Raw genomic sequence first — 21,776 nt, 5'->3', positions numbered from 1 at the left:
TGAGGGTGCTGCTCCAGCGGATGAACATCTTGCTGCCCAACCGGCCCAAGATCATTGACAATGTAGTGCAGAAAACGGCCGAATCAGGGCTGTAACTGTTTGACGTTATTAGCGTCTCACTCTCAAACTGCGGAAGATGGGTTAATGGTCTCTCATACTGCCAACGAATGACCTCACCGGAGCGTGTTCACACCCATTCAGCACAGCGAAGGATTCGGCAAAACGATTGATTCGTGGCCTCACAATTTCGAGAGGAGTTTTCGCTTCTGTTCCGCGAACTCTTCCTCCGAAAGAATGCCTGCATCCCTCAGTTCGGCTAATTTCTTAATCTGTCCAGGGATGTCTGCTGGCTGGGAGCTCTTCGGCCGACGTGCCTGTGCTGCGAGCTCTCTTATCCTAGTCGCCAATTTCTGAACCTCTTCGAAGTACTTCTTTTCAAACTGTACTACCGAGTCCTTCGATGCGCCAGCAAAGAAGCCACCGGAGCTTTTTTCAACCATTCCAGAGGATACGATTTCAATCTCGCCAGATACCAATGGTCGTTTGGATACGTCAACGCTAGCTACGTGGTCGTAGAGAAACGTCTTCGTCTTGACTCCGAATGATCCAGTCCCCCACGTGCCTACCCCGGATTTGATAATTACAACCTTCTTGTCGGTGACTAAGAGATAGCTCCCGCCAAGAGCAGCGCCCGCCTCCTCTCCAAACAGAGCACCGATACTCGTCTTCTCACCTAGGCCGAGGAGCGTTGCCACGATCTCTTCATCCGGGTCGAGGTTATTTGCGATGTATTCTAGAACGCCTTTGTTGCGGATGCCCCCGCCAATCTTCCATTTAACTCGACTTGCCAAGGTATCCGAATGGGTCTGCTGAGGGACGTGAAAAGGAGCGCCACACTTCAGACACTTCAGGTCTTTTCCCACATACTTATCTGGTACGGACATTTCCGTCGCGCACCTGGAGCAAGTCACGGGAACGCTCATGCTTGAGACCTCCAACCGTGTGCTGAAGCCACCCTTAGACGTGTGTGAAAGACCAATGTTAAGCGGCCCAACTACGAAGTATGCTAGTCGGCATATTCAGGGCCTCTAACGTCTAATAGGTGCAGCGATTCTCCCGTGTTTCTAAGAACTTGTCAAGATTCTCCGAACTCCGCCTCACAGACAAATACTGTCAGCATAATACCATCACGCTCAGGGATGTAGAGGGTACCTGCCGTCAGAGGCGGTGTTCGTCCACGGCTTTGGCCAGGTCGCGCAACGCGGCGGAGACCTGAACGGGGTAGTCCGGCCCTTTCTCAAGCGTCCGCAGCCCGTGCGGCAAGCGCGCGAGCTGGTCGCGCGCGCGCTCGCGAAGCGCCGTGAGAGGGGCGGCAGCGTTGAGGCGTTTGCCGGCGCGCATCACCGGCTGGATCAACGGCTCGCCTTCCTGTGGGTCATCTTCCACGGTCAGGATATCGGAGCACATAGAGCCGTCGGCGTCATACCGGCGATAGACCTGCTTGCGGCCTGGCCATGTCGCCTTGCCCTCAGAGCGCTTGCGACGCGGCTTCCCACCGTACTCCTCCAGCTTGTAGGCGCAATCCAGATACGGGGCATCGGCGGAAGTATCCATGCGCGTCCCGATACCAAAGCCGTCAATTGGGGCCTGAGCCGCACACAACTGCCGTACGATAGATTCGTCCAGATTTCCGCTGGCAAAGATCACCGCGTCGGACAACCCACCATCATCCAGAATCCGCCGCACCTTGCGGGCATGGTCTGCCAGATCACCGCTGTCCAGACGTACCCCTTTGATGGCGATCCCCTTCTCGCGCAGCCGCGGCGCAAGTGATACGACCTTCGCCGCGCCCGCTTCGGTATCGTAGGTGTCGATGAGCAGGACGACATCATCCGGGTTAGCATACGCGAAGCGCTCAAAGGCGGCCGTCTCATCCTCATGGGCCTGGATAAAGGAGTGCGCCATCGTCCCGTAAATCGGTATCCCGAATAGCGGCATCGCCTGTACCGCAGACGTTCCCGAGAATCCTGCCAGGTAACTGGCGCGCGCCGCCAGCAACCCGGCCTCCGCCCCGTGGGTACGGCGCAGACCAAAATCGACCAGGAGCTTCCCGGGCGCGACAAGTACCGAACGCGCCGCCTTTGAGGCGATCAGCGTCTGAAAGTGCAACAGGTTGATCAGGCGCGTCTCCACGAGTTGCGCCTGTGGAAGCGGGGCGGTAACCCGCACGATCGGTTCGTCGGGGAAAAAAACCGTTCCTTCAGGCATCGCGTGCACATCACCCGTGAACTGCAGTTTCTCCAGATAGTCCACAAGGCTCGACCGAAACAGACCGCAACTGTTCAGCCACTCCAACTCCTCGGACGTGAAGCGCAACGCTTCGAGGAAGCTGAGCGCCTGTTCCAGCCCGGCCGCCAGCAGGAAATTGCGCGTCGGCGGCAGCTTGCGCACAAAGAACTCGAAGGTCGCCTGCGCCTCCATCCCATGCTCGACATACCCCTGCAACATGGTGAGTTGATAGAGATCGGTCAACAGCAGGCTCGATGGTGGATTCATGCAGCCAGCATCTCCAATCGGATCGGTATGGCCCCCCGTCGAATCATCTCCGCCTCCGCCCGCTCCCCGTCACCGTGGCGCACATTGACGGCTCGGATCGCATCCTGCAAGAGGACGACCGCATACCCGGCTTTCAGACCATCCTCCACAGTGCACAGGATGCAATAGTCTGTAGCCAGGCCACCGACAAAGACGCGTCCTATACCCTGGGCGCGCAGACGTGCGTCAAGATCCGTTCCGTCGAATGCGGAATAGGCATCCTTCTCGGCCTGCGTACCCTTGAGGGTGATGAGCGTGCTCGAAGCGGGGAGTTCGAGGGCGGTGGCAAACGCGGCGCCTTCTGACCCCGCTACACAATGGGGAGGCCAAGGTCCGCCATAAGGCTGAAAGGAACAATGATTAGGGGGGTGCCAGTCTCGGGTGGCAAAGATCGGCAACCCGCGGCTTACAAAAGCTGCCAGGTAGCGATTGAGCACCGGGATCACTTCATCGCCCCGCACCACCGCCAGGCCGCCTCCAGGCAGGAAATCGTTCTGGACATCCACAACGATCAGGGCGTCACCTACGCTCAGGGTGACCTTCTGAGTTTCCACCGGGCACATCGGGTCACCTTATATATTTTGCCCCATCAGGGCGGCCGCCTCCTCAGGCGGAATCGGGTTCACAAAAAGCCGCGCGCCCCAGCCGAATGCCGCCACGGGCGCGGTCTTCGGGATGATCTCGATATGCCAATGGTAGTCATGCGTATGCGGTTCGTCAAAAGGGGCGCTATGGAGGACTACCGTACAGGATGGATTGCCGAGAACCTTCCCGATCATCTGCATCATCCGCTTCAGGAGGCCGGCGAGATCGACCAACTCTCTTTCGCCGATCTTCGCAAAATCAGAGGCGTGACGGAGAGGTAGCAGCCACGTCTCAAACGGGAAGCGAGAGGCAAACGGCGCCAGTGCCACGAAGTGATCGGTCTCCGCCACGCGTCTGACGCGGGAGACCCGCTCGTGGAGTACGATGTCGCAGAAGGCGCAGCGCTCCTTTCTCGCATAGAACTCCCGACAACCGCGTATCTCCTCTTCAATCCCATACGGGATGAACGGGAAAGCCAGTACGTGGGAATGGGGGTGACTGAGCATGCCGGCCGCGTCTGCATGGTTCTTCACCACGATCAGCGATCGGAACCGCTCATCCAGGCGGAGATCCAGACTCCGCAGTCTGTAGGTGCGTAGAACCCGCTCCAACTGTTGCTCCGGAAATTCTGCCCATGTCATATGATGCTGTGGACTTTCTATGACGATCTCATGAGCCCCTACGGCATTCATCACGTCGAAAGGCCCCTCCGGCCTTCGATCGAAATCACCCTCAATCCGACACAGAGGCTGCAGGTCAGGGGTAACTCGAACCCACCAGCCGGCCTGATTCCGCTGACGCGACGGCTCACCAAATGCTGTAATCTCCGGTGGAGTCATCGACTCATTACCTGGACACAGGGGGCATGGACCGGCAAGCGGTGGAGGCGGCTGCGCCTCTACCTTCATGGCAGCCTCTCGATCCGGCCGCTCCGGGTCGATCACTACCCAACGATTTCTTACCGGATCGCGTCGCAACTCACCCATATCTCTCCTTACGTCAGCGCAAAAGGTTACAGCCACTCACCGCGAAGACTTGCCGTGCGTCCGGCCGCCGCCAGCAGCACAGCTTTGATCTCCGTCACCCACTCACCGCTGTACCGGCAGCGCGGGGTCGTTACCCCACTCGCTCCAGGAGCGATCATACCCTCGAACGTCCGGATACCCCAGCAGTCGGAGCGTAAAGTAGGTGACGGCTCCGCGATGCATGGTGTGACAGTAGCTTACGATCGTCTTATCCTTCGTCACGCCTGCCCGCTCATAGAGGGCCAGGAGTTCATCGGCCGGCTTGAATGTCTTATCGCCGACAAGATTTTGCGTCCACTCAATGTTCACGGCTCCCGGGATGTGGCCTCCCCGCTTGGCCCGCAGATCCTCACCGCGAAACTCAGCCGCCGACCGGGCGTCTACCAGGGCAAGATTCGGCTTTCCCAAGTTTGTCGCGATCCAGCTGGTCGGCGTGACGCGCTGCGTCTCAGCCTGGACTTGATAGACCATCTTGCTCACCTGTGGCACCGTTTTTGAGAGAGCTCGCTCTTCAGCAACCCACTTCGTGATACCCCCATTCAACAATGCCACCTTTTTGTGGCCGGCGTATTCAAGAGTAAAAAACAGGCGTGACGCATTGAGCCCTCCCTGGTCATCATACACAATCACCATTGTTTCTTTAGTGATCCCAAGCTGTCCCAACCGCTCCTCGATTTCATAATCAGGGGGCAGGGCAAAGCCGGACTCTTTCAAGGCCACACGGGCATGATTGACCGACAGGTAGACTGCGCCGGGAATGTGTCCGGCGGCGTACTCCTCCGGGCTGTTGCGCATGTCGATGATCTGCAGATCCCGATCATTCAGGTGCTGGGCCAGCCAGTGGGTGTCTACAAGCAACTGTGGGTTGCCGTAGCCCGCAGCCAAGGTCGACCACGGAGTCGCCGCAAGCAGCATCATTACCGCCGCTGCCGCCATCACCATTCGTTTCATTCCGTTCCTCCTATTTCAGGTGCCGTGGGAACGCAATCCGGGTCACCACTACGGTTGGCTCAGCAACTTACTATTCAACGCATTATAGATTCCTGCTAAGACTTGATGCAAGTGTGGATGTGTCGCGCCTCCACCAATACAAGAGGCGTTAACCCCGATTGCGGACAATGAGAACAGGACGATCGGCTGAACGCAGCACATGTTCTGCCACTGAGCCCAGGAGCAGACGAGCTATCCCGAAATGGCCGTGGGATGCCATCACGATGAGGTCCGCGTCCAGTCCCGCGGCCTCCTGACAGATCGCCTCGTGGACCAGCAACGGAGTCTCCACTACCCGTGCCTCCGTTATCACTACTCCCTCTTTGCGGGCCTGTTCTGGCACAAGCGCTTCCAACGAGCGGAGCAGTGTTTGCCGGAGTTCCGCTTGCTCCGGCCCCGAGAGAGCACCCCATGGCGAGTAGTGAGCATAGAGCGGGTTCGGCGGCCCGTGTACCTCAGTAACGTGACAAAGGATGACGATCCCGCCGCGTTCCGCCAGAATGGCATACGCATGGGGGATAGCAGCGTTACCCAGAGGCGAGAAATCCGTAGTCACCAGTAGCTTCCGATACCTTGGCATCATGGTATGTCGGCTCCTTCAGTCAGGCGGGTTATGCTACTATCCGCTCCCAGGCATCGGAGAAATCGCCCTGACGGCTTTCCAGCACGGCTGTCAGGGCTGCCATCGTGGAGAGCGTCCCAAGTATAACCTTCATCGCTGCTCTTGTGAAGGAGACAAGACAGGCTAATGAATCAAAAGAAGGGGAAGTGGGCCTTGACAATAATCGGGGATCGCACCATATTTTTATTGAGGAAGCCCCAGTGAACGGGCGATGGCTGAAGAGCTGCGAGCAAGCATTACGCGTTATCTGCTTGCAGAGCAAGAGGGCTTAGCCTGGGACCAAAACCCGCTCCAAGTGAGGCTTCCTCGAGAGAGCCACGGGGTGTCCGGCTATGGCCGGGAGGTGATGTACGATCTGACACCTTGTGGCTTTTGCTTTTTGCAGACTCCCGTCGTTCGCTTCCTGGACCCAAGAATGCTCGATCATGACTTCGCGACAATTGTTCTCCACTCTGACCTTGACGCGATCTGCCGCCCTTGGTAGAGTCCGTGCGTATCGCGAGAGCAAATCCGATTAAAACTGCCTGCCAAGCTTGCGCATTGCGGTGAGCTTCAGATGAGTTTCCAGACCAAGGGAGCGTACCAGTAGATGCAACAGCCTCAAGTGGAGGGGGGCATTCGCCTCAAGGTAGCCGAGGCCGGCCAGGAGGACGTCGGCCGCGGGATCGTCCGCGTCAGCGACGCGGCCTTTGCTGTTCTGGAGCTGGAACGTGGCGAGATCGTCTCCATCATCGGGGAGCGGGAAACGGCCGCCTTGGTGGCGGCAGCTCGCTCAGCCGATCAAGGCCTGGATGTGATCCGGGTCGACGGGGTGATTCGCACCAATGCGCATGCCAGCATAGGGGATTACGTGCAGGTGCGAAAAGCTCCCTGGCGGGAGGCGCAGAAAGTCACGCTGGCTCCGGCCCGCAAAGGCTTGCGCGCCGTCGCCCCTGGAGAGGTGCTCCGTCAGGCGCTCCTGTACCGTCCTGTGGTTCGTGGCGACCTGATCTCGGTCGGGACAGCCTCGCGTTCAAAGGAGATCGTCCCACCCGGGATGTATCCGGAGGAGCTCTTCCGAGGCTTGCTCGGCTCTCTGGCAATCGGACTGGGCGAGGTACGCCTGGTCGTCGCCGCTACCATCCCATCCGGCATTGTGCGCATCAATCCTCAAACAGAGGTGGAGCTTCTGCCCGAGTACGTGGAAACCAAGGAGACCCGCCTTCCGGATATTACTTACGACGACATCGGCGGGTTGGGCGACGTCATCAGTGAAATTCGGGAGGTCGTCGAACTGCCGCTCAAGCATCCGGAGCTGTTCGATCGCCTCGGAATCGCACCGCCAAAGGGCGTACTTCTGCACGGTCCTCCGGGGACCGGCAAGACCCTCCTGGCCCAGGCCCTGGCCAACGAGGCCAAAGCTCACTTCGCCACCATCAATGGGCCAGAAATCATGGGGCGCTTCTATGGCGAATCGGAGGAACGGCTGCGGGCCATCTTTCAGGAGGGGCAGGAAAACCCGCCCGCTATCATCTTCATCGACGAGCTTGACTCCATCGCCCCCAAGCGCGAGGCGGTGATGGGCGAGGTGGAACGGCGGGTCGTAGCCCAGCTTCTGACACTCATGGATGGCCTCACGCCGCGCGGCAACGTCATTGTCATCGGGGCCACCAACCGCGTCGGCGCGATCGATCTGGCGCTGCGCCGCCCCGGCCGCTTCGATCGGGAGATTGAGCTGCGGGTGCCGGACCGTAATGGACGTCGCCAGATCCTCACGATTCATACGCGGGCCATGCCGCTTGCCCAGGACGTAAACCTGGATTGGGTGGCCGACCTCACGCATGGATGCGTCGGTTCAGACCTGGCCGCCCTCTGCCGTGAGGCCGCCCTGAATGCCCTGCGGCGCGTCCTCCCGGATCTCGATTTGAGGCTTGAAACGTTCCCGGCCGAGGTCCTGGAGCGCCTGATCGTCACCCATGAGGACTTCAACCAGGCCTTGCGACGGATCCGCCCTTCGGCCCTTCGGGAGCTGTTTATCGAGGTTCCTCGCGTGACCTGGAGCGATGTCGGCGGTCTGGCCGACGTGAAAAGGGCTCTCCGCGAGACTGTGGAGCTGCCGCTCACCCATCCTCAGGCCTTCGAGCGTCTTGGCATCAAGCCACCCAAAGGAGTCCTGTTGTATGGTCCGCCTGGGACCGGCAAAACGCTTTTGGCCAAGGCCGTCGCCAACGAGGCGCGGGCCAACTTTATGCTGGCCAAAGGAAGCGACCTGCTCTCCAAGTGGTACGGCGAGTCGGAGCAGCGGATTCGAGAGTTCTTCGCCAAGGCCCGCCAAGTTGCCCCCGCCATTGTGTTCTTCGACGAGGTGGATGCCCTTGTGCCGAGACGCGGGACCGCGGCAGGCGAACCCCACGTGACCGAGCGGATCGTCAACCAACTCCTCTCCGAACTGGATGGCTTGGAAGAGCTGCGCGGGGTGGTCATTCTGGGGGCTACCAACCGACCCGACCTCATTGATCCGGCGCTGTTGCGGCCTGGGCGATTCGATGCGCTGGTCTACGTTCCGGTCCCGGACGCCGCTGCCCGCCACGAGATCCTCGCTGTTCACACCCGCCATATGGCCCTCGCCGACGACGTGGACCTGAAGGACCTTGTCCGCAGGACCGACAGGTTTACCGGGGCCGACCTTGCCCTGATCTGCATGCGCGCCGCCCAGCTTGCTCTACGAAAAGATCTGGAGGCCAAGGCGGTCACGCACGCCGACTTCCTGGCCGCCCTTACCGAGACTCTTCCGTCTGTCACTGAGGCGATGGAGCGGGAATACGCTGAGGTCGGCAAACGTCTCCGCCAAGGTGGACCACAGCCCGACTCCACCCCCGGCGGCCACTACCTGTAGCCCGTGCCTCGTGTGGGACGCCACGCAGTTCGGCAGACTGGCTCGTTGGGCCCAGAGGAAGCCACTCAAAACTCCTAACGGGCCGCCACCTCGGCAGATTCGACTGCAAGATGCTGCAGTATAACGTGGCGGAAGAAAAATGGATCTGGCTGGCTGGCAGTGCGATTGTTTGCCTTTTTGCCCGAGAACTCAACAGGGGCACTATTCCTAAGTTTAAAAGCCTTGCAAGACCTCCCCAAGCTGTGATACAGACAAGACCGTCGCCGGGTTCACGTCAAACCGAGAATTGTACCACTGCCGACATGTCGTAACCTCCGGTGATAAGGACCTTCGACATAGTGTTGAGCCATGAAGATCGTTGTGGCGTCGAACTTCATATTGATCACAACCAAGTTAATGGTTTCGCTATTCGATACGATGCGTATATCGACGGAGCGTGGCACAACATCGCGATTTTTGGTGCTCACCAAGGCGTCGCACATTGGCATCTGGTAGACCCGATTAAAGGAAAGGGAGAAAAGCAAAGGATCCATCTTGATCTGAAAGACGCCGTGACATATGCTATTGGCGCGATTAAGACGCGCTGGGAAGAATGGCGCGAGCGGTATATCGGGAGGCTGAGAACCGATGACCAGTAAGATTTTTTGTGATAATGCAGTTTATGCGGAGGGTTTTCTCCAGTACCTACTGGAGCATCCGGAAGATGCGGAGCGGATCCCAGATGACGCGGTCATCATGTTCAGCCTCGAAGGGTTCGATCGCGGTTCATCTTTGAGGGCCAGACTCGTGGTCAAGGCGCCTGAACCTTACGGAGGGAGGACGGTAATTGCGGTTGGCGTCCGCGAAACAGGCGACCGTCAGCAACCATATGAATTCCTATTGCCTTGGACCGGGTCGAATGTGTGGCTAAGGCTCGATCAGGCGCCCTGGATTCAGGAGTATTTGACGGCCGCCCGTGTCGCTCAAACAAAGAATACACCGAGGAACACAACAGAATATCATCTCGACCGTCCAATCTATCAACGCTTACGCATTGACGAAAAGCTCACTTCAGCCTCGGAAACGTGATATGAAGGTCACCATGCTTTTGGCTGATGCCGCACAGGCCATAGACAATAAGCTTTATATCCTCGGGGGTGGATGGTCGATCATAGGTCCCGACCCTGCTCCATCGGCCATCGCGCTGAAGATTGAAGTTCCCTGGACCGACACAAACCGCAAGCATCGTCTCGAATTAAAGTTACTGGATGCCGATGGCCAACCGGTGAGAGTTCCGACACAGGCCGGCGAGCACCCCGTAGAATTTCGCGGAGAGTTCGAGGTGGGTCGACCTCCAGGTCTCCCGGAAGGGAGTCCCCTCGATATGGCGCTGGCGATCAATATGGGTCCCCTTCCGCTCCAGCCCGGTCGTCGCTACGAGTGGAAGTGCTTCATCAATGAGAATACCAAGGAAGATTGGAGGGTGGGGTTCTACACTCGATCCGCCAACAAGTAGCGCGCACACTTGAGCCTTGACCGTTTAAGTACATCTTTAAAATAACCACTTGCCATGTCTTACATCTAAGCCATCCGCAGCGTAATGAAGCTCACCCTCCAGCAGATCGAGGCCCACCTGTGGGGTGCGGCGAATATCCTGCGCGGCAAGACCGCGGGGCAGGACTACAAGAACTACATCTTGTCCCTGATGTTCTACAAGCGCCTCTGCGACCAGTGGGAGTGTGAGGCCGACGACGCCATCACCGAGTTGGAGCGGCAGCAGGGGCGCGCCTTCAGCGAGAAAGAGAAGGCGGTCTTCCGCAAGCGCGGCGAGCACCGTTTCAAGATCCCGGACGCCTCGCGCTGGGGCGACGTGAAGGCTGCGTCGACGAACATCGGCGAGGTCCTAACGAAGGCGATGCGCGCCGTGGCCGACGCGAACGACGAACTCCGTGGCGTCTTCACCGTGGACTGGAACCAGCCTGCGCCCGACGGATCGGGCAAACCGCTCATCCCGAACGAGGTCGTCCACGCGCTCATCCAGCACTTCGACGAACACGACCTGTCGACCAAGAGCGTTCCGTCGGACGTCCTGGGCCGGGCCTACGAGTACCTCATTAAGAAGTTCGCAGATGACGCGGGCGCCAAGGCGGGCGAGTTCTTCACGCCGCCGGAAGTCGTAGACACACTCGTGCGGATTCTCGAACCGCGCCCTGGCGACACAGGCTACGATCCCACTTCCGGTTCGCTCGGCATGCTAGTGCACACGGCCGACTACCTCCGCGAGCAGGGCCACCACGCCACGAGCGCCCGCTACTTCGCCCAGGAGATGAATTGGGGCAACGCCGCCATCGGCAAGATCAACTCCGTGCTGCACGGCCTCGAAGCCAACATTAAGGCAGGCGCCAGCACGATCATCGACCCGCAGTTCCTCGAAGACGGCCGGGTGAGGAAGTTCTCGCTGGTCCTCGCTAATTTCCCGTTCTCCGATGAGTTCTGGTGGCTGAAGCCGGAGCAACAGACCGACGACAAGAAAAAGAAGGACAAGCTCAAGAAGGAGATCTTCGGCAAGGAGGGCTTCAAGGACCCATTCGGCCGCTTCGGCCGCGGCACTGGTTTCAAGGCGCCTCCGGCCGGCTACGGCGACTACGCGTTCATCCTCCACATCGTGGCCTCGCTGACCGATGACGGCCGCGCCGGCATCGTCTGCCCGCAGGGCGTGCTCTTCCGCGGTCAGCCAGAGGTTGAGGAGGAGACGGGCGAGTTTGACGACGACGGCAACCCGAAGGTGAAGCGCCGTAAAGCCGACGACGAGCACCTCATCCGCAAGGCGCTCCTCGAGTCGCGGCTGATCGACGCCGTGATTTCCCTCCCGCTCAACGTCTTCTATGGCGCCGGCGTTCCCGCGTGCCTGCTCATCCTCCGCAAGCAGCGTCCGGCCGCGCGCCGCGACCACGTGTTGCTCCTCTACGCCGCGCGGCACTACCGGGAGCTCTCGGCACAGAACGAACTCCGTCCACAGGACGTGATGCGGATACTCGTCCACTATCACGCCTACGGGGACGCCGCGAAAGTGCCGGGCCTCGTAGCCACGCACGGCGGGCGCATCTACAAGCAGATCGACCTGCGCGAGGAGGACGAGGTCGGGCGGCTCGAGGCGGAGTACCAGCTCCATGCCGACAAGCTGGCGGCGCTGGACGCCGAGCTTGCCGGCGCATGCATGCGGCGAAGTACGGCCAGGACGAAGGGCGAGAAGGCAAAGGCCGCGACTGCCGTCGCCAAAGTGGAGAAGCAGCGCGAGAAGATTGCCGCAAAGGTGGCCGAACGCGACGAGCGCATCGCCGAGGCGCGGCGCCGCGCTGAGGATGACCGCAAGGACGTGGCCGCGGTGGGCGATGAGATCCTCGCCCTCTACGCCGATCCTGACGAGCTGCTCAAGCACGCACGCGTCGTCGGTCTCGACGAGATCGAGGAGAACGAGTTCAACCTTAACATCCCACGCTACGTGGACACGTTCGAGCCAGAGCCGCGAGTGGAGGTGAAGGACGCGCTGAGAGCGCTTGGCGAGGCAGAGGCGGTGGCTAAGGATGCGGAGACGGCGCTAAGAAGCCTCCTCCAGGACGCTGGATATGCCGCAGGATAGGAACCTCTCTGGCTGCCAGGTCTTCGAGGCTGCTAACCTGCCCCTCAACTGGGACTGCGCGCCCTTGGGAAGCCGTATCGAATTAGCCTACGGCAGAGGCCTGCGCGAAGAGGACCGGAAGTCCGGTGGTGTGGATGTTTATGGTTCGAACGGTCGCGTCGGAAGCCATAACGTCGCGCTGGTTAATGGGCCCGGGATTCTCATCGGACGCAAGGGTACTATTGGTGCAGTCCACTTCACATCTCGCCCGTTCTGGCCAATCGACACGGTGTACTATGTAGTGCCGCGAGCTAGCGATGATCTGCGCTTTCTCCATCATCTCCTCGATTACCTCCCGCTTGGCTTTCTGAACGCCGCTACCGGAGTCCCCGGACTGTCACGGCGAGACGCCTATGCACTTCGCGGCGCGTTCCCATCGCCCGACGAGCAAGCCGCCATCGCCCGCATTCTCGACGCCGTGGACACGGCGCTGGAGCGGACGCGCGCGGCGGTCGATCGGGCGCAGGGGCTGCGTGCGAGCATCCTTGCAGACCTTCTAAGTCATGGAGTTGGCGAAGGCGGTAAGGTGCGGCACGACGACCGTCGACCAAGCGACTTCGTGATCACGCCGCTCGGGAGACTTCCATCTGCCTGGGGGCTCAGCACCGTAGAACGCTCGTTCGACTTACAAAACGGCTTTACTCTCAACGCGGAGCGGCGCGCTCGTTTCAGAAAGCGTCGCTACCTGCGGGTTGCCAACGTTCAACGAGACGCCCTCGATTTAACCGACGTGCAGGAACTTGAGGCCGGAGATACAGAGTTTGCGCCGCGCGTCCTCGCCATGGACGATCTACTCGTCGTTGAAGGGCACGCTGACCGGATGCAAATCGGACGGTGCGCTAGGGTGACCGAAGAGGCGGCCGGGACGACGTTCCAGAATCACCTGTTTCGCCTACGGACGAAGGGTGCAGTATTGCCAGCATTCGCGTGCCTGTGGCTGAATTCCGCCTACGCGCAGCGCTTCTGGAATGCGCGGTGCGCAACGAGTTCCGGTCTCAACACGATAAACCAGCGCACGCTCAAGCGGCTTATCGTCCCGATTCCCTCGACACCTGAGCAACAATCCATAGCAAGCATCGTTGAGCAGCAGCGACAGTATCTGGAGGCTCTGATCGCGAAGCAAGTGAAGCTCGAAGAGCTAAAGAAATCCCTGACGCACGACCTCCTCACTGGCCGAGTCCGCGTAAGTCGTGAAGCGAAGGCAGCCGCGTCATGAGCGAGTACAACTACGTCGAGCAGCCCATCCTCACCTGGCTCTGCGGGGAGCCCAAGGCCACGTACCGGGCGGGCGGCCTCGGCTGGACGTACCGGGATGAGGAGGCCATGGTACTGTACGAGCGGCCACTGGAAGACCCACTGGTGGAGAAGCTGCTGGTCGCAGCAATCCTGCGCATCAACTCGGAGGTCAAGACCGAGACGCAGGCGAAACTGGCGGTGGCGGCGCTGCGAAAGACGATGGCCCATCCGGACCGGCTCACGGCCAATCGCCAGACCCTCGATCTGCTGCGGGACGGCGCCAGGGTCATACTCACTCCGGGCGAAGACGCGAAGACCGTCCACTTCATTGAATTCGATCCCGGGAGGCAATACCAGAACGATTTCACCGCGACCAACCAATATCGGGTGCAGGGCATCAAGCAGTGCCGCGAGGACACGGTGCTGCTGGTGAACGGTATCCCGCTTGTGATCGCCGAGTATAAGAGCTACGTCGCGAGCGGTAAGGACTGGCGCGAAGCCGTTCAACAGCTCCATCGCTACCAGCGACAGGCGCCGCTGATGCTGACGCCGAACGTCTTTTGTGTGGCGGCCGACGAGGACGAGTTCCGCTACGGCACCGTACTCTTTCAGGACGCGAGCAAGGACGACATCGAGCGGCACCTCGACCTCTGGGGACGTTGGCTCAGCCTGTATCCCGACCATCGCGGCTGGTGGAACGACCCGGAAGCCGCCGACCCGGACGATCCGCTGGAGGCACCGGTCAAGGGCCTGCTTCGGCTCAAACCGGCGCACCTTCTCGACTTTCTCCAGTACTTCGTTGTCTTCGAGACCAAGAAGGGGAAGACGACCAAGAAGATTGCGCGCTACCAGCAGTTCGAGGCCGTGAACGAACTGGTCGACCGCACGGTGTCGCTCGTGGGCCGCCCGGCAACAGCTCAGGATCGCACCGGTCTCATTTGGCACACCCAGGGGTCCGGGAAGTCGCTCACCATGATCTTCGCCGGCCAGAAGCTACGGCGGCACCCGGCGCTCAACAACCCCACGGTCCTGATCGTGGTCGACCGCCGCGATCTGAAGACGCAGCTTTCCGATGACTTCGATGCCTGCGACTATCCCAATGTGGAGAAGGCGCTCGGGGTCGAGGACCTCAAGAGGAGGCTCCGCGCCGAGTGGCAGGGCACGCTGGTGACGACCGTACAGTCGTTCCAGAACATGGGCGACCTCGCCCCGCTCACCCGCGACAACATCATCAGCATGGTGGACGAATGCCATCGCTCGCAAAAGGGCGACGGTACCGAGAGCTACGCGATGACCATGCGCGTCAAGCTCGCAAACGGGTTCCGCTACGGGTTCACCGGCACGCCGATCGACCGGACGATGCAGAACACGCACCGCGACTTTGGGCCGCTGAGGGACGGCGTGCAGGAGCGCTACCTCAGCTATTATGGCATCCGGCGCGCGATCCAGGACGGGGCCACGCTGGAGGTGCACTACATTCGCGACAAGGTGCCGTTCAAGGTTGAGGAACAGCCCCTGAGCGTCGGCTTCGAGCAGATGTGCGCCGAGATGGAGCTGGAGGACGAGGAGGCGAAGGACTTCATCCAGCGCCAGCGCTCGCGGTGGAAGGAGCTGGCCCGCCATCCGGAACGCGTGGACATCGTGCTCGACAGGTTGCTCACACACTTCCTGGAACATCCCGACCCGAACGGCTTCAAGGCCCAGCTCGTCGCCGTCGACCGCAAGGCGTGTGCGGTCTATAAGGACGCGCTCGATGCCAAGCTGCAGGCGCGCGGCCTGCCGCCCGAATGGTCGGACGTGATCATCTCCGCGGCCCAGAACAGCGAGCCTGACGTCGAACGTTTCGAGTATCCGAAGGCGAAGCAGGACGAACTGATCGACTACTTCAAACTCACGCCGGCGGAGTGGGAGGTGTGGAACTGCGAGCGGCACAGGGAGGATCGTCGCCGGTGGCGGCCGCCCCTCAAGATCCTCATCGTCTGCGACCGATTGCTGACCGGGTTCGACGCCCCGGTCGAGCAGGTGATGTACCTCGACAAGCCGCTGCGCGACCACAATCTGCTCCAGGCGATCGCTCGGACCAATCGCCCGCTGCCGTCGATGAAGAAGCGCACGGGCATCGTCGTGGACTACTTCGGCGTCTTCACCAACCTGGAGAAAGCCCTCAACTTCGACGAGAATATCCGCGAGGAATCGCTGATCGACTGGGACGCGCTGCGGGCGACGGTGCCGGGCGAGGTGGCCCGGTGTATGGAAACCTTTGCGGGCATCATGCGGGCGCATACGCGCGAGTGCCTACTGGCGGCGCTGAGACGGCTGCGCGATCCGGAAACGGCTAAGAACTTCGAGCACAACTTTCGGAGCCTCGAGCGGCTCTGGGAGGCCATCTCGCCGGACCCATACCTCTATCCGCACCGTCACGACTACAACTGGCTCTGCGGCATCTACATCGCCCACCGCCGTCGCCAACGCGGAAGCAAGGATACCTACGGCGAGCTCTCGGCGAAGACCCGGCAGCTCATCCAGGAGAACACGACCTTCCTCGACATCGCGGAGTCGCTGCCGGTCTTCAAGATCGACAAGGACTACGTGAGCAAGCTCGACGAACTGCCCACGCCGGCCGACAAGGCAGCCGCCCTCGAGGCCATTCTCACCGGTGAGCTATCCGAGGACGACCCGAGCTTCATCTACCGGCAACTCGGCGAGCGGTTGCAGCGTGTTAAGGAGCGTAAGGACGCGGGTGACGATGTGACGGCGCGGCGCTTGCGGGAGCTACAGCAGATCGCAGCGGAGATCGCCGCAACGAAGCAGGAGCCCGAGCGCCTCAACCTGACGCAGCCGGGGGAATACGGGCTGTTCACGATCTTGCGCGCCCACGCCCCGGCTACCGATGAGGCCTATGTCGCGGATTGTGCTCGGCGCATAGTCGCGCACTTGCGCAACAACCAGCTTCTGGCACCGGGCTGGAGCAACTCGATCGGAGGCCGGAGCCGCGTGGAGCGCTCACTGCTCGCAGAGTCCTGGAACCCGCCCTATGCGCAGCTTGGCTTCGACCCGGATGCCGAAGATCCGCCCTTCCTGAAGCCGGCGGTGAGCGAACTTGCCAAGTCGGATGGAGTGGGCTGACGCCATGAAGGCAGCAATGCAACACCGGATCCAGCTCGGTGGCCGCCGCGTCGACTACCGGGTGATGCGTTCGAGGGCCGCACGGAAGCTGCGCGTCCGCGTGGGGCCGAACGGCGTAGAGGTCGTACAGCCGGCCGCGCGCAATGGTGAGGATGTGTCGGTCTTCCTGGACAGCAACGAGGCATGGATCCTCGATCAGCTTCAGCGCGTAGATCGACTTCGCAACGTGCGGCGGCCCGTGCAGCGCCGAGTTGGCGAGATTCTCTTTCGTGGGGAACCGACGCAGGTGCGCGTCGAGACGACGGAGACTCGAGGGCGAGGAAACGTTGTCGATTTCATTGATGGTGAAATCGTCGTGCGGCGGGGAGCCAAGTCGCAAACACCGGCTGCGCGCGGCCTCGAGAACTGGCTACGCAAGCAAGCACGCGCCGAGATCGAGAAGCATCTCGCAATCACGACCACCCGCATCCGACAGAACCCGCGGCGACTCTACGTAATGGGGCAGCGTACCAAGTGGGGAAACTGCTCTCCAGAAAGAAATCTGTCGTTTAACTGGCGGTTGATTCTTGCGCCTGAGTTCGTCCTCCGCTACCTCGTTACGCATGAAGCGGTACACCTGGTCGTGCCGGACCACTCCTCGAAATTCTGGCTCACGGTACAGAGCCTGTGCCCCGAGACAGAGAAGGCCAAGCAATGGCTGCGCAGACACCAAGCGCGGCTTCAGGTTGACCTAGCCGGCATTCTGGAAGGAACATCCAATACTGATCCGGCCGTTAGATTCCAAAATGCAACTCGCCTAGAAGCAACTTTGACAACCAAGTCCGGGCTCAGGTAATTGGCAGGCTCATCCGAGGGCGATTTCATAGTATAATGTTATTGCTTGAGAAGCTGACATGTGGGGCTGGTGAGAGCGGCGGCTTTCCCGGCCCCTTTCTATTGCTCCCAAGACGTATGGGCGATTAAGGAGGGAGGAGCTATGGCGGTGAATTTCATTTCAGTGACCATCGACAAGCCTGACTCGGTCAACCTGATCCTGGGACAAGCCCACTTTATCAAGACGGTCGAGGACCTGCACGAGGCCCTGGTGACGGCCGTGCCCGGTATTGCCTTTGGGCTCGCATTCTGTGAGTCCTCAGGGCCGTGCCTGGTACGCTGGAGCGGAACCGACCAGGAGCTGGTGGAGCTGGCGCGTAACACTGCCTACGCCATCGGGGCCGGCCATAGCTTTCTGATCTTCCTGCGAAACTGCTTTCCGATTAACGTCCTGCCGGTAATCCGTCAGGTGCCGGAGGTGTGTGGCATCTATTGCGCGACGGCTAATCCGGTAGAGGTCATTCTGGCTGAAGCGGCCAACGGACGGGGCATCCTCGGGGTCGTGGATGGACTTGCGCCGAAGGGGATTGAACAGGAAACCGACATTACCGCGCGAAAGGCGCTGCTCCGCCAGTTCGGCTATAAACTATGAGTGCATACGTTGAGGTGATCGGCGTACGCCCCGCGTTGGGCCCGCCTCCCGTGGTAGGCTCAAGGAATGGTACCTGAGATGCAGGCGCGGCGTAGCTGTTGCTCCCCGTTTTCTCTAGGAGCGTGTTGGTTTTCATGATGTCACCTTCTTTAGGTATGGTCTTCGCGATGGGCTGCGGCCGTGAGCGTTCGGCCGACGCTTTCTTTTGCGTGCTCCTCTAAAGCCTCGGTCGGATATGTGATCACGGTGCCCCGAACTTTGGCAAAGGGCGTGAGCGTATGAACGTGACGGCGAGCTGCACTCATGATGTCCTCGGTACGAATTCCACGAACCAGCAACACATCTGCGATGAGCGAGCGGTGACAGCGCCACGGTACCGCTTCAGCGCACATCAAAACGATTCGGTCTTGGTTCGCCAGACGGATCAATTCTTCGAGGCTCTGTGCAAACTCGGGCGTTTGCATGTAATCAGCATAACCTCGAAAGGAGACATTTCGCCAGCCTAAGTTGACCGAATTGAGCTTCGCATGACGCAGGCCGCCAAGTCCTGGCATATGAACATATTCCAAGCCGGCTTTCTTTAACGATCGGGATAAGGAAGCCTTGTCGAACTGCGGATTGTGCCGGGAACGCGGCACCGTGCGCACATCTACTATGCAAGTTGCCCCGTGTGCCTGAAGCAGCCGGATGAATTCCTCGATCGTGTGCGTGGAATGGCCAATCGTCATTACCAGCAGTGGAGGCTCTTTTTTTGGCATGCTTTTTCCACGCAATTGGCAGTTTTTATTCTTAGCAGGCTCATTGTTTGCTTTTGAGTTTCTTGAGCGCCGGTCCCTTGTGCATGACCAGATCCGCCGTACGGGCGCCGGCGATCCACGACGTTGTGTCCGGATGGCAGCGCAACGCTCAGATCGTGAGATCCAGTCGGAAAGGTGCTAGAGGGTCCAGTAAAAACGAGTCTAGTCTCATGAATCCGATTTCGGGTTTGAAGTCCTAGCCGGCAACCGTCCTTTGAGGTCCTTAGGCGTGAGCGGACCAGGCTCAGCGATCAATTGGCGGGCGGCCTCCACCTGCTCCCACACATTCCACAGCAATACACCTCGTACGCGGCCGTTCTTCAAATAGTAGATGACGCCTTCCTCATTGGGTCGCGTCCAGTCGGCAAACGTCTCCAAGCGCGAGTCCACTTCACCCACGGCTTCGTATCCCAAATCGAACAAATCGGAGTAGAAGAACGGCAGGCGATAATAGGGCTCAGACCCGCCCGCCATGTTCCGACCAGCCAACCGTCCCATGGAATTGGCGTTGTCCTCGTGTTCGACTCGGATGCGTTTTCCTAACGCAGGGTTGTAGAATGCGGCAGCGTCCCCTGCTGCATAGATGTCGGGATGGCTGGTGCGCAGGAACTCGTCCACGATGATCCCGTTTTCCACCTTTAGTCCCACGGATTGAGCAAGTTCGACGTTCGGTTCGATACCGATTCCCGCCACCACGCCGTCCACCTCGATTTCCCGGTTAGTACTCGTTTTTAAAACACGCTGGTTACCGCGTGTTTCCAAATCAATAATCTCTTCGCCGGCCAATACCTCCACACCCTTTTGCTTGTAGAAGTGAGATACAAACTGAGCCAGAGGACGCGGGAAGACGCGATCTCCAATATCTTTGTCGGGGAAGATCATCACCACTTCCTTCCCGTTCAAAGTCAGCGCGGCAGCGATCTCCGAACCGATAAATCCGCCACCGATTACGGCAAACCGTCGCCCCCTTTCGGTAAGGGCGCGAAGACGCCGGTAGTCCGATAAGGTACGGAAGTAAATAATCTGGTTCTCGTCGAACGGGAGGCATCGTGGCCTGCCGCCCGTAGCCAACAAAAGTGTTTGGTAGGTAAAAACGTCTCTTTTGTCGTCTACAACACGTTTCTGCTTGGGAACAATCTCTTTGACGGTACGGCCAAGGTGAATCTTAACCCCTTTGTTCTCCAGCTTACGCCAGATGCTGTCCAAGGACTTTCCCTTCCAAAGAGCCTTCGAGAGAGGAGGACGATCGTACGGAGCGTCAAGTTCCACGCTGATCAGCCCGATCCCGCCGATTGAATCGACTTCGCGGATGCCATCCACCGCGGCTGCTGCGGTCATTCCACCACCGATGATCAGATACTGATAGTTCGCCATTGTTTGTTGTCTCCTATATTTTGTTTATTCTTTCCGGAGTTGGAGTCAGGACTCGCACAGCGCCGCCGTGTGATCGGTTGCCGTCACTGATCGCGAAACCTTGTCCGCGTGGTCCAGACCTTTCACCCGTAAGGTGGCCTCCGACAGTCCAATCCGCTTAATTTCGCCCCCCAGATTCCGTCGGAGCGGGTCACCGGCCTCGAACAGCGCGAAGTTGATGCTTGACGAGCCGCCATCGATCGTTAGAATGCGTGGGTTAGCCGGCTTCATGGATGACTCTTGCGTCATTCTGCAATCCCAACAAAGTCAGTTTCGCGCACGTGGACCTGTAATCCGTGTGAAGAATGCTTCGAATCCCTAAACCTTCCGCGATCTGGACGAACATCGGGGTATTCTCGATATAGACGACCTGCCGGGCCGGCGCCTGGGCGATGTCCAGCGCAAGCCGAAAAATATCCGCGTCGGGCTTGCGGAGGTGGACGAAGCAGGAGGAAATGAAAGAATCCACAAGCCTGTCCAGCTTGAACTTTCGAATTCGATATGCATTCAGCTCGCGCCCTTCGTTGCTGACTACGGCGATCTTCAGCCCGTACCGAACCTTGAGCTGAGCGACCAGCTCGATCATCTCGGGGTAAGGTGTCGATTGCGCGAACATGAAGCGCCGGAACTGAGCCCTGGTGAACGATCGCTTTTGGTAGAAGACCACCCGACCTAAATATTCTTCCAGCGTGAGCTTTCCCTCCTCGTAGGTGTCGAAGGTGAGGTGATGCCGATCCTCCATCTCGGCCAACTCGAGCTTGAAGTTCATCGCCGCCCGTTTGCGGGCATGATGATCCCACCCGTTGGTGAGCAACACGCCGCCGATATCCAAAAACAACGTCGTAATCTCTGCTGAGCGTTTCATCATGCTCCTTAAGCTACCGTTGTTCTGTCGGTTACGTTCCCAATTCCTGCAGCGTCCTCAGAAAGGTTATGATATCTTCCCGGCTTAACATGCCGATGACACGGTGATCCCGGGTGACAGGCATCTGGTTGACTCCATCGCGGTCCATCTCCTGGAGGGCGACCCACAGCTCGGCATCGGGATCGATGCATTTTGACTGTTCCAAAGGAAGCATGACCTGAGCGGCACTCGTCGTCGCCCATTCGGAACGCGGCACTTCCTTGACCCGATGCAGGGTCATCAAACCAATGGTGTTGTCGTCGCGGTTGACGAGAAAACAGCGTTGCCCGCTACTGAGGATATGTTCGTCCACCAGCTGCTGCAGCGTCAGATCTGCGGGAACGGCGGCGCAATGCGTGCTCATGGCCTGCGAGACTCTATGGCCTTCCAGAAGACCTTGAAACATTACTCGTTGCACCTGGGCGGAAGCCGCGTTGTCGAGGAACCAGCCGATGAACGCGATCCACAGCCCTCCCCCAAAGTTG

Annotated in this window: 20 protein-coding genes; 9 read left to right on the top strand and 11 right to left on the bottom strand. The window is 59.6% G+C overall.

The genetic code is table 11. The annotated features are described in order from the left end of the window. Positions 1 to 239: 239 nt before the first annotated feature. The 6 genes from KGL31_06125 to KGL31_06100 all read right to left on the bottom strand — a co-directional run bounded on the left by KGL31_06125 (position 240) and on the right by KGL31_06100 (position 5,778). The gene (locus KGL31_06125; GenBank protein MDE2321481.1) at positions 240 to 983 is read right to left on the bottom strand and encodes an SHOCT domain-containing protein; all 744 of its coding nucleotides are present in this window, start codon (positions 981 to 983) and stop codon (positions 240 to 242) included. Between the two features lie 235 nt (positions 984 to 1,218). Next, positions 1,219 to 2,556, bottom strand: a complete 1,338-nt coding sequence (locus tag KGL31_06120) for a nicotinate phosphoribosyltransferase (protein MDE2321480.1) — start codon at positions 2,554 to 2,556, stop codon at positions 1,219 to 1,221. Further along, positions 2,553 to 3,158, bottom strand: a complete 606-nt coding sequence (locus tag KGL31_06115; GenBank protein MDE2321479.1) for an isochorismatase family protein — start codon at positions 3,156 to 3,158, stop codon at positions 2,553 to 2,555. The genes KGL31_06120 and KGL31_06115 overlap by 4 nt, the downstream gene beginning before the upstream one ends. Before the next feature lie 9 nt (positions 3,159 to 3,167). After that, positions 3,168 to 4,166 carry a galactose-1-phosphate uridylyltransferase gene (locus tag KGL31_06110; GenBank protein MDE2321478.1) on the bottom strand — a complete coding sequence of 333 codons (999 nt, stop codon included), beginning with the start codon at positions 4,164 to 4,166 and terminating at the stop codon, positions 3,168 to 3,170. Between the two features lie 102 nt (positions 4,167 to 4,268). Beyond that, the gene (locus KGL31_06105) at positions 4,269 to 5,156 is read right to left on the bottom strand and encodes a sulfurtransferase (GenBank protein MDE2321477.1); all 888 of its coding nucleotides are present in this window, start codon (positions 5,154 to 5,156) and stop codon (positions 4,269 to 4,271) included. Positions 5,157 to 5,304: 148 nt separating this feature from the next. After that, the gene (locus tag KGL31_06100) at positions 5,305 to 5,778 is read right to left on the bottom strand and encodes a universal stress protein (GenBank protein ID MDE2321476.1); all 474 of its coding nucleotides are present in this window, start codon (positions 5,776 to 5,778) and stop codon (positions 5,305 to 5,307) included. A 628-nt stretch (positions 5,779 to 6,406) separates the two neighbouring features. Between KGL31_06100 and KGL31_06095 the strand changes: the two genes are divergently transcribed. From KGL31_06095 to KGL31_06055, 9 genes are all read left to right on the top strand, one after another. Then, entirely contained in the window at positions 6,407 to 8,692 is a 2,286-nt protein-coding gene (locus KGL31_06095; GenBank protein ID MDE2321475.1) for a CDC48 family AAA ATPase, read from the top strand. A gap of 341 nt (positions 8,693 to 9,033) precedes the next feature. Further along, positions 9,034 to 9,330: a hypothetical protein gene (locus KGL31_06090; GenBank protein ID MDE2321474.1), complete on the top strand. Its 297-nt coding sequence runs from the start codon at positions 9,034 to 9,036 to the stop codon at positions 9,328 to 9,330. Continuing rightward, positions 9,320 to 9,760: a hypothetical protein gene (locus KGL31_06085; protein ID MDE2321473.1), complete on the top strand. Its 441-nt coding sequence runs from the start codon at positions 9,320 to 9,322 to the stop codon at positions 9,758 to 9,760. The genes KGL31_06090 and KGL31_06085 overlap by 11 nt, the downstream gene beginning before the upstream one ends. A gap of 1 nt (position 9,761) precedes the next feature. Beyond that, entirely contained in the window at positions 9,762 to 10,187 is a 426-nt protein-coding gene (locus KGL31_06080; GenBank protein MDE2321472.1) for a hypothetical protein, read from the top strand. A gap of 84 nt (positions 10,188 to 10,271) precedes the next feature. Further along, entirely contained in the window at positions 10,272 to 12,311 is a 2,040-nt protein-coding gene (locus tag KGL31_06075; GenBank protein MDE2321471.1) for an SAM-dependent DNA methyltransferase, read from the top strand. Then, positions 12,298 to 13,566, top strand: coding sequence for a restriction endonuclease subunit S (locus KGL31_06070; GenBank protein MDE2321470.1), 1,269 nt, complete (start codon positions 12,298 to 12,300; stop codon positions 13,564 to 13,566). Before KGL31_06075 ends, KGL31_06070 begins: the two co-directional genes overlap by 14 nt. Next, positions 13,563 to 16,712: a type I restriction endonuclease subunit R gene (locus KGL31_06065; protein ID MDE2321469.1), complete on the top strand. Its 3,150-nt coding sequence runs from the start codon at positions 13,563 to 13,565 to the stop codon at positions 16,710 to 16,712. The genes KGL31_06070 and KGL31_06065 overlap by 4 nt, the downstream gene beginning before the upstream one ends. 4 nt (positions 16,713 to 16,716) lie before the next feature. Then, on the top strand, positions 16,717 to 17,547 hold the full coding sequence (locus KGL31_06060; GenBank protein MDE2321468.1) for a M48 family metallopeptidase: 831 nt from the start codon (positions 16,717 to 16,719) through the stop codon (positions 17,545 to 17,547). Between the two features lie 141 nt (positions 17,548 to 17,688). Further along, positions 17,689 to 18,177 (top strand): adenosine-specific kinase, encoded by a 489-nt coding sequence (locus KGL31_06055; protein MDE2321467.1) that lies wholly within the window; start codon positions 17,689 to 17,691, stop codon positions 18,175 to 18,177. A 149-nt stretch (positions 18,178 to 18,326) separates the two neighbouring features. On the opposite strand, the gene KGL31_06050 is transcribed toward KGL31_06055, so the two are convergent. From KGL31_06050 to KGL31_06030, 5 genes are all read right to left on the bottom strand, one after another. Then, positions 18,327 to 18,935, bottom strand: coding sequence for a DUF488 domain-containing protein (locus KGL31_06050; GenBank protein ID MDE2321466.1), 609 nt, complete (start codon positions 18,933 to 18,935; stop codon positions 18,327 to 18,329). 207 nt (positions 18,936 to 19,142) lie between these two features. Then, positions 19,143 to 20,348: an FAD-dependent oxidoreductase gene (locus tag KGL31_06045; protein ID MDE2321465.1), complete on the bottom strand. Its 1,206-nt coding sequence runs from the start codon at positions 20,346 to 20,348 to the stop codon at positions 19,143 to 19,145. Between the two features lie 45 nt (positions 20,349 to 20,393). Then, positions 20,394 to 20,618, bottom strand: a complete 225-nt coding sequence (locus KGL31_06040; protein MDE2321464.1) for a hypothetical protein — start codon at positions 20,616 to 20,618, stop codon at positions 20,394 to 20,396. Then, on the bottom strand, positions 20,605 to 21,252 hold the full coding sequence (locus tag KGL31_06035; GenBank protein MDE2321463.1) for an HAD family phosphatase: 648 nt from the start codon (positions 21,250 to 21,252) through the stop codon (positions 20,605 to 20,607). The genes KGL31_06040 and KGL31_06035 overlap by 14 nt, the downstream gene beginning before the upstream one ends. A gap of 31 nt (positions 21,253 to 21,283) precedes the next feature. Continuing rightward, positions 21,284 to 21,776 (bottom strand): CBS domain-containing protein (locus KGL31_06030; protein ID MDE2321462.1); only part of this gene is annotated, 493 nt, incomplete at its 5' end.

Source organism: Candidatus Methylomirabilota bacterium (genome assembly GCA_028870115.1).
Taxonomy (GTDB): Bacteria; Methylomirabilota; Methylomirabilia; order Methylomirabilales; family Methylomirabilaceae; genus Methylomirabilis.
Note: the sequence above shows the minus strand (reverse complement) of the source record. Positions and strands in the feature narration are given on the sequence as shown.